Genomic DNA, 11,820 nt, shown 5'->3' with positions numbered 1-11,820 from the left:
AAGGAGGAGCTTGGACTTGACCACTTCGAAGGGCGATCATGGCAAGGTCTTCATCGCCACGCCCTTATGACAATGATTGCCTACGCCTTCCTGCAAAATCGTCGCCTCGCATATGCGGGGCGGAAAAAAAAGAATCAACGGGCCTCCGCCCCAGCCAACCATGCCCGCCGTACGTCACGCCATCGTCGATCTCATCCTTCGGCCGCCGTCTCAGCAGTGCCCATATTGCCGAAAGCAAATCCTTGAAAAACAGTGGCGCAAACCAATTCTGCCAAAGTAGTGCTAGATACCCAACCTCTCTTTGGCCATCTCGGCCTCTTTCCGAGCCGACGCAATGAGGGGTGCACGGCGCTGAAGTATCTCGCCCGCTAGCGCCTGGCCGGCACTCTCCGGGCTGCCAGCGGCGAAAGGTGGCTTTGGATCGTATTCGATCAAAAGCTGTATCCGCCTAGCTGTGTCCTCGTCAGCCAGGCGGGCTGCAAGCGTCAGCCCAAAATCGATCCCGGAGGTCACACCTCCAGCAGTCAAACGATTACGATCCTCGACGACCCGCTCCACCTTGAGGATAGCGCCCATCAGGGGCAGCAGGTCGCGAACGTACCAATGTGATGTTGCCTGATAACCTCTGAGCAAGCCCGCCGCGGCGAGAACCAACGATCCTGTGCAAACGCTTGTCACATACCGCGCGCGAGGACCGCGCGACGCGAGGAATCCAATGACGTCCGCGTCCTTCATACAGGCTATCGATCCGCCGAGGCCGCCCGGCACGAACAGGACATCCAGGTTCGCGGGACAGGTGTCAAACGTATCGCTCGCGGAGACAGCGATGCCGACATCTGTCGCGACCGGGTTCTTATCCTTCCAGACCAGCCTGACGTCAGCCTGAAGTATCGAAAAGACGGTTTGCGGCCCAACCAGGTCCTGCAAGATCATACCAGGGTAGATCAGCATGCCGATCTTTGGCTTCGCTACCTCCGCCGCTTCGGCTCGAGATACTGCTCCAACAATCGACGATAAAAGCGGCAGCGCGCCAAGTGCGATACCAAAATCACGACGGTTCATGGTGCCTCCGGAGATTTGCTTGCACGCGCCTGTTTTGTTGATCTGCATCATGTCGTGACCAGGCCCTCAGCCGTCACGATATTTCCGGTCGACGTCTCGTTCAATGCTTTCGGCTTCTTTGTTGAAGTCGACGAACATACGTCATCTTCGGCTTCGCGTTTAACCGGCATGAAAAAACCCGCGGCGGATTTCTCCGCGCAGGTGTGACGAATTTTTCGATGATGCCAGTCTGCCGGTGTTTTGCCCGACGTGTCAAATCCGGACGACGCGGTGCGACGCGCCGTCGCGATATCTGTGAGCTGTTCGCGTCAGACGGCGTCCGAGAAGGGCCTGCTTGGCAGCGACTGAAAATGGCGAATGCTTTCAATGTTTCCGCTACTGTGCATGGGGTTGTTTTCGACATAAATTCCCCTTCCCCGCAATTGAAGTCGATACAAAATGACCGCTCCTTTCGTCCCGCAGATCGCTCTCTATCGCAACTGGCTCGCCGAGCACCGCGGCCTCTCTTTCGCGAATTACGAGGAGATGCGGCAATGGTCGGTGCGCGATCTCGATGCGTTCTGGCGCAGCATCTGGGACTATTACGATCTGCAGTCGCCGACTCCGTTTGCGGCCGCCATCACCGAGCGCAAGATGCCCGGCGCGGTCTGGTTTCCCGGCGCGCAGGTGAACTATGCGCGGCAGGTGTTCCGGCATGTCGACGCCGCGCATGCCGCAGGCCTGCCCGCGATCGTCAGTGGCGGCGAGGACGGCAGGCTGAGGGAAACGAGCTGGCCGGAGCTGCGGCGCAAGGCGGCCGCGCTCGCGCTGCATCTGAAGGATAGCGGCATCAAGCCCGGCGACCGCGTCGCGGCCTATCTGCCCAACATCGCTGAGACCATCATCGCGTTTCTCGCAAGCGCCAGCTTAGGTGCGGGCTGGAGCGTCTGCGCGCCCGACATGGCCGCGCCCGCCGTGATCGACCGCTTCAAGCAGATCGAGCCAAAGGTGCTGATCGCCTGCGACGCCGTCACCTATGCCGGGCGCAGACATGACCGCAGCGACGTCGTCGCCGAGTTGCGGCGATCGCTGCCGAGCGTCGAGCATGTCATTCTGCACAGCGAGGCGACCGCACCGGATGCCCTGCTCTCCGAGATTGTCGCAAGGACCAGCGCTGCGATCGACGCCTTCGAGCCGGCCTGGCTGCCGTTCGATCATCCGCTCTGGATCGTCTATTCCAGCGGCACCACCGGTCTGCCCAAGCCGATCGTGCACGGCCATGGCGGCATCGTCATCGTGGTGCTGGCGCTGCTCGGCCTGCACAACGACATCGGCTGCTCCTATCACCAGAATTCCTTCGGCGAGCGCTATCACTGGTACTCGTCGACCGGCTGGATCATGTGGAATTCGCAAGTCGGCGGCCTGCTCAGCGGCACCACCTGCTGCATCTTCGACGGCAGCCCCGGCGGCACCAGGGACAAGCCGGACTGGACCACGCTGTGGCGCTTCGTGGCGCAGTCGAAGGCGACCTTCTTCGGCGCGGGCGCGGCATTCTTCGCCAACTGCGCCAAGGCCGAAATCGATCTCGCCGCCGCCGGCGATCTGTCGCGGCTGCGCTGCCTCGGCTCGACCGGCTCGCCGCTCAGCGCCGACACGCAAGCCTGGTTCAACGACCGCTTCGCCGCACTGTCGAAGACCAACGGCAGCAAGGCGCAGGCGGACATCTGGTGGGCGAACATTTCCGGCGGCACCGATTTCGCCGGCGCGTTCATCGGCGGCAACCGCGAATTGCCGCAGACGCCCGGCGCGATGCAGTGCCGCCTGCTCGGCGCCGCCGTCGAAGCCTTCAGCGAACAGGGCCGCGCCGTCACGGGCGAGGTCGGCGAGCTCGTCTGCACCGAGCCGATGCCGTCGATGCCGCTCTACTTCTGGAACGACGAGGGCGATGCGCGCTATCGCTCCAGTTATTTCGAGACCTATCCGGACAATTTCGACGGCAGCGGCCGCGGGCCGGTGTGGCGGCACGGCGACTGGCTCAAGGTCGATCCGGACGGCTCCTGCATCATCTATGGCCGCAGCGATGCCACCATCAACCGGCACGGCCTGCGCATGGGCACGAGCGAGCTCTATTCCGCCATCGAAGCCTTGCCCGAAGTGCTCGACTCCCTCGTCGTCGACCTCGAATATCTCGGCCGCGACAGCTACATGCCGCTGTTCGTGGTGCTCCGCGACGGCGTCGCGTTCGACGACGCGATGCGGGCCAAGATCAACAAGGCGATCGAGCCGGCCTGTCACGCCGCTTCCTGCCGAACGAGATCTTCGCCGTCGCCGAGATCCCGCGCACGCTGTCGGGCAAGAAGCAGGAGCTGCCGATCAAGAAGCTGCTGCTCGGCCACCCCGTCGAGAAGGTCATCAACAAGGAGGCGATGGCCAATCCCGCCTGCCTCGACTGGTACCTCGCCTTCGCACGCGACTATCTGGCGCGGAACGCGGCCTGAAGGGGATCGCCCCAATTGCGCCAATGCCGTTTGCACTCCGTTCACCGATCGCCGCTAGATCAGGATGGATCTTCCGCAACGAACGTGCGCCATGGCCGACCTCAACGCCGTCCTCACCAGGCTCAACGACCGCCTGCTCCGCCTCGAAGGCGAGCTGTTCGTGCTGCGCTCGCTGGCCCGCGCGACGCTGACCGCGGGCGACGACCATGCCGAGCGCATGCGCAAGCTGGTCGAGGCCGCCAAGGTCGCGCTCGACGACGAGGCGCTGAGGCCCCTGGACAAGCCGACACGGAAGTATGTCGAGGCCGCGAGCGCCATGGTCGACGAACTGCTGGTCGAACCGACCAAGGCCCGGCCATTGTTCACGGTGATCGACGGCGGGAAGCGCTCCTAGGCGCGCTAAAGCGCCGCAGGATTCCCCGCTTTCAGCCGGCTGAGGCCCGCCTCGATGATCGCGATCTCCTCGTCGATCTGGCTGATCGGCAGGCTGAAATCATAGCCGGACCTGCTCTTCAAATCGACCGCGAGCCGTTGCCGGTGCATCATCAGCTGGTCGAGGCCGCGCCGGTTCTTCAGTCGGACATAGATGTCGACGATCTGCTCAATCGCGCTCGGCATGAAATCGGTCCCGGCGAAAAGGCCCGCGCGGCGCACCCACGCCGGCGGGACATTTTCGGTGTCGCGGTACGCAATACAAATCCGCGACGGATTCGTCGATACGCCAGGCTGGTTGAGAACGTATTACCGTCAGACGATTTCTCGATCGCCGAGCATGAAAAGGCCGCTGGCGATGAGACCAGCGGCCAAAGCCGGGTTCGAAAATGGATAGGGTTGAAATGTCGCCAGCCCCGGTATGGCCACTCTAACGGCGGGATGGATTCCTTCTGTTCGAAATGAAACACAGGAACCGTCGTATCCATCACTTCCGGCCCGACCGTGGCCGTACGGCAACGCTGGTCGGTCACGCAGAAATAGATCCGCGGCACTTTGCGCTCGGCGCTGTAGCGGTCATACGGCCGGCAGGCGTAGGCGCGGAACGGTCGGCCGCGCAATCGTGCAATTCATCGTGTCCCGCGCCCGGCGCATTGTTGATAACCGGCGCAAATGGCCCGCGGGTGGTGACACGGCGCCCTGACGTGTTATCGGGGGTATGACGCAGTTGCGAGACAGATCGGACACCCATGCGCATTACCCTCGTCGGCTCCCGCCATTTCGGCGTAACCACCCTGAACATGCTCCGGGAGCACAGCGTGTCGATCGCGCGGGTCGTGGTGGCCGACGCCGAGGACCGCCTCGCCGCGACCGCCAGGGCGGCCGGCATCGAGGTGGTGGTGCAGGCCAATCCGAAGCTGGTGGTCGCCTCCGAGATCGCGCCCGACACCGATTTGATCATCACCGCTCACAGCCATGCCCGGATCGGCAGGGACGCGCTCGCCGCGGCCAGGTTCGGCGGCATCGGCTATCACCCCTCGCTGCTGCCGCGTCACCGCGGCAAGGCTGCCGTGGAATGGACCATCAAGGAAGGCGATCCGATCGCCGGCGGCACGATCTATCATCTCGCCGACCGCATGGATGCCGGCGCCATCGCCGCCCAGGAATGGTGCTTCGTCAGGAAGGGCGAGACCGCCCGCGAGCTCTGGGAGCGTGCGCTCGCCCCGCTCGGGCTCAAATTGCTGGCCGACGTGATCGATTACGTCAAAGTCCACAAGGCGTTGCCGGCCAAGGTTCAGGACGAGCAGTTCGCGACTTCCGCGCCGAGTCTGTCCTGACGTTTACCCTTAACGTGAAGCCGCGTTGATTCTGCTTGAAAAATCGGAGCCAGAAACACAAATAAACCATTGTTTCCACAGGAACAATTTTCGATTTGGCATCGCAACAAATTTCCGTCACATTTCGCCCGAATAAGCGTCAGCATATCAGACAAATTCAAGGACGGAATTCATGCGTTTTGGTCGCATCGCGGCGTTCTGTGCCGCTTCAGTTTTCGCCGGCACCCTTGCCGCCTCCGCCTTCGCCCAGACCCCCTATGACGGCAACTGGCAGGTCACCATCGTGACCAAGTCCGGCTCCTGCGAACCGACCGCGAGCTCCATGCTGACGGTTTCCGACGGCAAGATCACCGCGCCCGGCGCTAACGTTTCCGGCACCATCGGCCGGGAGGGTCTTGTGAAAGTTTCGATCAATGGTGCATATGCCAACGGTCAACTCAGCGGCAACGCCGGATCGGGGAAGTGGAATGGAGCATCTGCAGGCATACCGTGCAGCGGGCGGTGGGAAGCATCGCGCCAATAAACCAACTGAGGCTCGCGCCGGAGGCCGGCGGCTGCTGATCGCGGCCGCCGTTTTGCTTTCGGCAGCGTTCGCGAACACTGAAAGCAAGGCCCAATCCGGCCCGTTTGCGCCGCTCGCGGGCAGCTGGAGCGGCGGCGGCACCGTCACCCTGGATGACGGCTCCACCGAACGGATCCGCTGCCGGGCCAAATACGCTCCGATCGGGCCTACGATGGAGATGTCGCTGACCTGCGCCAGCGACGCCTACAAGTTCAACCTCGGAGCCAACCTCAGGGCCGAGGGCAGCGCCATCACTGGAAGCTGGAGCGAAGCCAGCCGCAATATCAGCGGCTCGCTCCAGGGCCGCGGCAGCGGCGGGAATTACGAGCTGCTCGTCAGCGCGGCCGGCTTCAACGCCAACCTCGCGATGAGGACGAGCGGCACCAAGCAGACGGTCTCGCTGAAGGCCGACAGCCAGTTCCGCGGCGCCAACATCTCGCTGTCGCGCTAAGCCGATACAGCCACGTCACAATCGATCCGGCGCCCGCGCCGGATCGATTTTTTTATGTGCTCGGAACGAACGCCGTCACCTCGATTTCGACCTTGGCCCGGTCGTCCACGAGGCCTCCGATGTAGAGCAGCGTCGAAGGCGGAAAATTGCGCCCCAGCGTTTCCTTCCAGGCCGCGCCGATACCGGCACCTGCGGCTTCATATTCGCTGCGGCTGGTCAGGTACCAGGTCAGGCGGACGATGTGCTCGGGGCCGGCGCCGGCCTCGCCCAGGAGCTTGATGATCCGCTTCAGCGCGACCCCGACCTGCGCCGCCATGTCAGGGGCGTAGTCGCCCGCCTCGTCGCCGCCGGTCTGTCCGGCCAGCACCACCCAGCGGCCCGGCCCCTCGACCACGACGCCATGGGAAAAGCCGCGCGGTTTTTTCCATTCGGCCGGCTGCAAGATACGCATGAGCTGTTTCTCCCATTTCGCTCGTTGAGCTTCCCTTAGCACGCACCCGCGCATCGCTGCATCCGCAGTTTTGGTCGTTGCAAACCGTATTGATGTCGCGGATACCAGCCTGCCCTCCAACGCCCTTGCCTTCTGCATCCCGCGCCGATGACCACCCCTCCGTCAAAAACGATGGCTGCATTGTGGATGGCCGGCTGGCTGTCGCTGACGCTGGTGATGGCGGTCGCGGGCCGCGAGGCCGTGCGCGAGATGAACGTCTTCCAGGTCCAGGAGGTCCGCTCGCTGATCGGCCTCTGCTTGCTCTATCCGATGATCCGGCGCGCCGGCGGCTTCGCGACGCTCAAGACCACGCGCCTGCCCCAGCACATCGCACGCAATCTGATCCACTACGTCTCGCAGCTCGGCTGGTTCTTCGCGCTGACGCTGATTCCGATCGGCCAGGTGGTGGCGATCGAGTTCACGATGCCGATCTGGACCGCAATCCTCGCCGCCAGCTTCCTGTCCGAGCGCATGACATCGTGGAAGATCGCCGCGATCGTGCTCGGCCTCGTCGGCGTGATCGTCATCGTGCGGCCCGCGACCGGCGAGATCAATCAAGGCCAGTTGATCGCGCTCGGCGCGGCGGTCGGCTTCGGCGTGTCCATGGCCCTGGTCAAATCGCTCACCCGCACCGAGAGCGCGCTGGCGGTCCTGTTCTGGATGCTGGTCGTGCAGTCGGTCGCAGGCTTCCTGCCGACGCTCTATGTCTGGGCCTGGCCGCCCACTTATGTCTGGGGTTGGGTGGCCGTGATCTCGGTCTGCGGCACGTTCGCGCATTATTGCCTCGCCAGCGCCATGCGCTACGCGGACGCGACGGTGGTCGTCCCGATGGACTTCCTGCGGGTTCCCCTCACCGCCGCCGCCGGCTGGCTGCTGTATTCAGAGCGGCTCGACGGCTGGACCGTGCTCGGGGCGGCGCTGATCCTGTTCGGCAACCTCCTGAATCTGAAACCGGCGCCCCCGGCTCCCGACCGCGCGCCGTGAACCTGCGGGCTGACTCGCGCGACAAAAACAAAGTGGCCGAGAGTGATCTGGATCACGTTGGAAGGGGGCTTCCATCGTGCACATTCGGCCGCGAAGCAATGGGTTGGGCGAACCGTCGTTTCGCTAGCGCGAAGCCGGGCGTTTTCGTGTAGGTTCGCCGCCAATTTGTTGCTGCCTGCAATTCGATTCTGGGGATTTCAGATGCGCTATCTCACCCTCATCGCCGCGATGATGTGCATGGCACTGTCGGTCAGTGCCGCGAAGGCCGACCGCCGTGTTGCTTTCGTTGTCGGCAACGGCTCCTACAAGAACGTCGCGCAATTGCCGAACCCGCCGATCGACGCCAAGACGATGGCCGCGACGCTGCGGAATGTCGGCTTCGATGTGATCGAAGGGTCCAACCTCAGCCGCGACCAGATGACGGAAAAGCTGCTCGACTTCGGCCGCAAGGCGCAGGGCTCCGACATCGCATTGTTCTACTATGCCGGTCACGGCATCGCCGTCGGCGGCACCAACTACCTGCTGCCGGTTGACGCCGACATCAAGTCGGAGATGGATGTCAAGCTGGGCGCGGCCATCAACATCGACCTGACACTCGAGCAGACCATGGGTGATGCCAAGGTCAAGCTCGTCTTCCTCGATGCCTGCCGCGACAATCCGTTCGCCGCCAAGATCAAGTCGAACTCCGCGACCCGCAGCGTCAACGTGCAGAGCGGCCTTGCCGAGATGAAGTCCGGCGAAGGCACGCTGATCGCATTCGCAACCGGCCCCGGCCAGACCGCGCTCGACGGCCAGGAGGGCAACAACAGCCCGTTCACCCGCGCGCTGATCGACAATATCACCAAGCCGGGCATCGAGATCCAACAGGCGATGACGTCGGTCCGCGCCCAGGTCAATGAAGAGACCCACAAGGGCCAGCTTCCCTGGGGCCACACCAACCTGATCGGCGCCGTCTATCTCAACCAGGCTCCGACGACCCAAGTCGCCAATGCCGCCCCGACCGCTTCCGGCAGCGTGCCGGCGGCGGCGGCCGGCAGCTCCGATGGTGTCGAGCTCGAGTACTGGCGCTCGGTGAAGGAGTCCAACAAGCCGGAAGAGCTCAACGCCTATCTCTCCGCCTATCCGAACGGCCAGTTCAAGGCGCTGGCACTGGCGCGGCTTGCGGCGATCAAGAGTGGACCGTCGACGACGACCCGCACGCTCAACGCAGGCGTCGATCCCGCCACCTTCACCGACGATGCCAGCCAGCTCACCGAGGACCAGATCGGCCTCGACAAGAACCAGCGCCGCGACGTGCAGCGTCGTCTCTCCGGGCTCGGCTTCGATACCAAGCAGACCGGCGTCTTCAGCGACGAAACCCGGTCGGTGCTCAAGCGCTGGCAGGCAGCGCGCGGCTATCCCTCGTCCGGCTACCTCAACAAGCTTCAGCACAAGGCGCTGCTCTCGGAGGTCGTGGCTGGCCCGCCGACCGCGAGCGACAACAGCCAGAAGGCGGCTCGGCGCGCCGCCAGCGCCCCCGCAGGCAGCAGCGCGCCGGCGCCGGCACCAGCTCCCCAACGCAACAACGCCGGCGATGCAGCCGGCGCGGCCTTCGTCGGCGGCGTCGTCGGCGGCATGATGGGCGGCATGTTCCGCCGCTGAAGCGAGCTCAGACCCCGAATACAAAAGCCCGGCTCGCGCCGGGCTTTTTCCTACCGGTCTAGTAATCCTGGGTGAACCAGGGCACGAGCGTCCGGATACGCGGCATCGCCTGCGTCGTGATGCTCGTGCGAGCCATCTCTGCGATGCGCGGCGCCAGCGACGAGAGATCTCCCCGGCGGGTCACCAGAAGCACTTCGCGAAAAAATCCAGGGCCCGGCAGCGGGAGCGCGCTGACCTGGGCAGCGTGAGCGAGCCCCTGCAACAGACACAGCGGCGTGGTGATCGCCACGCCCATCCCGGTCGCGACCATCGCGACCAAGCTGTCCGAGGTGTCAAACTCAAAGGCCCGTGGCGGGCGAATCCCCAGGCGGCTCAGATGACGCTCGACCTGAGCGCCTGCATAGGAGCGTTCGCTGTACCGGACCAGGCGATGTCGAGCGAGGATCTCCCGCAGATCAAGGCCGGCAAATTCGGCCTCCATGCCGCGCGGCACCACCAGCAGATTTGGCTCGCGATAGAATGGGAAGCGCTCGACATCATACAGGTCATCCATCGCATCGCATGTGATCGCCGCGTCGATCGTTCGGTGAACGAGCGCCTCGGCATGCGAGTGAGCAAGGCCTGACCAAACGGACAGACTCAGTGCGACCTCGCCCGTCATGAGCTCCTTGACGAGGTGCGCGCCGACCGTGGCGGCATAGGAGTCGATGAGGCCGAGCCTCAGATCGACACGCTCAGGCAGTTTCGCTGCCTCCCGGAGTGCGCCGAGCAATGCGTCAAAGTCGCGATTCAGATCGCGAACCCGGCCAGCAAGGATGCGGCCCGCCCGCGTCAGTGTAAGCGGCCTCCGGCTGCGGTTGAAGAACGCCACGCCGATCGCGGCCTCGGCCCGCCGCACGGCCTGAGAGACCGCTGATTGCGTCATCCCGAACTGACGGGACGCCTGAAGCATGCTGCCGGACTCCGCGACGGCAGCAACAATCTGCAAGCTTCGCAAGTCTGGGATGGGTGGCGTCATATCCATAGCTTAAGCAGAAGTCATATTAACATGCAAATTGGCTTCATTATATGAATTATCCTTGTAGGAGAGCCGCATCCGAAAGCAGACTTCGGATCGTCCTAACAATTAAGCAGTTCCCGATCGATGAGCGAGAAAGCGGATATTCTGGTGATCGGCCTCGGTGCCATGGGCAGCGCGGCCCTCTATCAACTGGCCAAGCGAGGGCTAAAGGCGGTCGGCCTCGATCGCTTCGCCCCGCCCCACACGATGGGATCCAGCCACGGCGAAACCCGCATCACCCGGCAGGCGGTCGGTGAAGGCCGCGATTACGTGCCCCTGGTGCTGGATACCCACCGGATCTGGCGTGAGCTCGAGGCCGAGACGTCCGCCGAGCTGCTGAACTCATGTGGCCTCGTCGTCATGGCGCCCGGTGTCGGCGAGACGTCGCACCACGGCAAGCCGGACTTCGTCGCACGTTCGATCGGAGCGGCGCGTGACTTCGGCATCGCGCATGAAGTGCTCGACGGGCGAGAGGTGGCTCATCGCTTCCCGCAATTCCTGAACCTCGAGGGGAACGAGAAGGCCTATTACGAACCCGGCGGAGGATACGTTTTTCCGGAGCGCTGCATCAAGGCGCAGCTGACGCGCGCGGAGCAGCTCGGCGCAACGATACGCACGGGAGTCGAGGTTCTCTCGATCGTGCAGAGAGGCTCCGCCGTTCGGGTGGAGACGTCCTCAGGCACATTCGAGGCGGACCAGGTGGTGGTGTCGGCAGGCGGCTGGAATGCCCACCTGCTCGGCGCGCCGTTCGATCGCGTGCTTACGGTGAAGCGACAGGTGCTGCATTGGTACGAGCTCGACGATACCAGCGCGTATCGCGCCAACGCCCCTGTGTTCATCTGGATGCACGGCGCGACGGATGTCGACTACCTCTACGGCTTTCCGCCATTGCCGGGCGATCGTCGCCTCAAAGTCGCGACCGAGCAGTACGAGACCAACACGACGGCCGACACCATCGACCGCACCGTCGCTCCCGCGGAATCGGCTGAAATGTACCGGAAGCACGTCGCAGGGCGGCTCGCCGGCGCCACACCGCGCGTCGCGCAGGCGGCTGCCTGCATCTACACGGTGACGCCCGATCGGGGCTTCATCATCGACCGCCATCCCGACCAGGACAGAATTTGCGTCGTCTCGGCGTGCTCGGGCCACGGCTTCAAGCACTCGGCAGGTATCGGCAATGTCGTGGCCGGGATGGTGACCGACGGTCGAAGCGCGCTCGACCTCAGCCCATTCTCCATCTCCCGCTTTTCGTGACGTTTGGCACGAGCCTTGTATCTTGAAAAAGCACGCGCAACGCGCGCCGTGATTTAAATCCTGGAGGCTT

Annotated in this window: 11 protein-coding genes and 2 pseudogenes; 9 read left to right on the top strand and 4 right to left on the bottom strand. The window is 63.8% G+C overall.

Annotation, left to right across the window (positions count from 1 at the left end):
* Positions 1 to 246, top strand: a pseudogene (locus tag A3M7_RS47215) (IS701 family transposase); the annotation flags it as partial.
* A gap of 36 nt (positions 247 to 282) precedes the next feature.
* Here A3M7_RS47215 and A3M7_RS0126665 read toward each other — a convergent pair.
* On the bottom strand, positions 283 to 1,113 hold the full coding sequence (locus A3M7_RS0126665) for a DJ-1/PfpI family protein (protein WP_245284326.1): 831 nt from the start codon (positions 1,111 to 1,113) through the stop codon (positions 283 to 285).
* A gap of 387 nt (positions 1,114 to 1,500) precedes the next feature.
* Here A3M7_RS0126665 and A3M7_RS0126660 point away from each other — a divergent pair.
* Positions 1,501 to 3,539, top strand: a pseudogene (locus tag A3M7_RS0126660) (acetoacetate--CoA ligase).
* A 91-nt stretch (positions 3,540 to 3,630) separates the two neighbouring features.
* Positions 3,631 to 3,933 carry a hypothetical protein gene (locus A3M7_RS0126655; protein WP_027546668.1) on the top strand — a complete coding sequence of 101 codons (303 nt, stop codon included), beginning with the start codon at positions 3,631 to 3,633 and terminating at the stop codon, positions 3,931 to 3,933.
* Positions 3,934 to 3,938: 5 nt separating this feature from the next.
* Here the strand turns inward: A3M7_RS0126655 and A3M7_RS0126650 are convergent, their stop codons facing one another.
* Positions 3,939 to 4,157, bottom strand: coding sequence for a hypothetical protein (locus A3M7_RS0126650; RefSeq protein ID WP_027546667.1), 219 nt, complete (start codon positions 4,155 to 4,157; stop codon positions 3,939 to 3,941).
* Positions 4,158 to 4,720: 563 nt separating this feature from the next.
* Here A3M7_RS0126650 and A3M7_RS0126645 point away from each other — a divergent pair.
* The 3 genes from A3M7_RS0126645 (at position 4,721) to A3M7_RS0126635 (ending at position 6,321) form a co-directional block, all read left to right on the top strand.
* The gene (locus A3M7_RS0126645) at positions 4,721 to 5,308 is read left to right on the top strand and encodes a formyltransferase family protein (RefSeq protein ID WP_027546666.1); all 588 of its coding nucleotides are present in this window, start codon (positions 4,721 to 4,723) and stop codon (positions 5,306 to 5,308) included.
* Positions 5,309 to 5,480: 172 nt separating this feature from the next.
* Complete coding sequence (locus tag A3M7_RS47210) at positions 5,481 to 5,831, top strand: hypothetical protein (RefSeq protein ID WP_084302540.1); 351 nt, start codon at positions 5,481 to 5,483, stop codon at positions 5,829 to 5,831.
* Positions 5,776 to 6,321 (top strand): hypothetical protein, encoded by a 546-nt coding sequence (locus tag A3M7_RS0126635; RefSeq protein ID WP_027546665.1) that lies wholly within the window; start codon positions 5,776 to 5,778, stop codon positions 6,319 to 6,321. The genes A3M7_RS47210 and A3M7_RS0126635 overlap by 56 nt, the downstream gene beginning before the upstream one ends.
* Positions 6,322 to 6,373: 52 nt before the next feature.
* Here the strand turns inward: A3M7_RS0126635 and A3M7_RS0126630 are convergent, their stop codons facing one another.
* The gene (locus A3M7_RS0126630) at positions 6,374 to 6,772 is read right to left on the bottom strand and encodes a RidA family protein (protein ID WP_027546664.1); all 399 of its coding nucleotides are present in this window, start codon (positions 6,770 to 6,772) and stop codon (positions 6,374 to 6,376) included.
* 147 nt (positions 6,773 to 6,919) lie between these two features.
* Between A3M7_RS0126630 and A3M7_RS0126625 the strand changes: the two genes are divergently transcribed.
* Both A3M7_RS0126625 and A3M7_RS0126620 read left to right on the top strand, forming a co-directional pair.
* The gene (locus A3M7_RS0126625; protein WP_027546663.1) at positions 6,920 to 7,795 is read left to right on the top strand and encodes a DMT family transporter; all 876 of its coding nucleotides are present in this window, start codon (positions 6,920 to 6,922) and stop codon (positions 7,793 to 7,795) included.
* Positions 7,796 to 7,996: 201 nt separating this feature from the next.
* Positions 7,997 to 9,436 (top strand): caspase family protein, encoded by a 1,440-nt coding sequence (locus tag A3M7_RS0126620; protein WP_027546662.1) that lies wholly within the window; start codon positions 7,997 to 7,999, stop codon positions 9,434 to 9,436.
* Positions 9,437 to 9,494: 58 nt separating this feature from the next.
* On the opposite strand, the gene A3M7_RS0126615 is transcribed toward A3M7_RS0126620, so the two are convergent.
* Positions 9,495 to 10,454, bottom strand: a complete 960-nt coding sequence (locus A3M7_RS0126615; RefSeq protein ID WP_027546661.1) for a LysR family transcriptional regulator — start codon at positions 10,452 to 10,454, stop codon at positions 9,495 to 9,497.
* Between the two features lie 126 nt (positions 10,455 to 10,580).
* On the opposite strand from A3M7_RS0126615, the gene solA reads away from it, so the two are divergent.
* A complete protein-coding gene (solA, locus tag A3M7_RS0126610) occupies positions 10,581 to 11,750 on the top strand; it encodes an N-methyl-L-tryptophan oxidase (RefSeq protein WP_027546660.1) in 1,170 nt (389 codons plus the stop codon).
* Positions 11,751 to 11,820 lie beyond the last annotated feature (70 nt).

Origin of the sequence: Bradyrhizobium sp. WSM2254 (assembly GCF_000472645.1) — a bacterium.
Lineage (GTDB): Bacteria > Pseudomonadota > Alphaproteobacteria > Rhizobiales > Xanthobacteraceae > Bradyrhizobium > Bradyrhizobium niftali.
The sequence above is the reverse complement of the archived record's forward strand: the minus strand, read 5'-3'. Positions and strand labels throughout refer to the sequence as shown.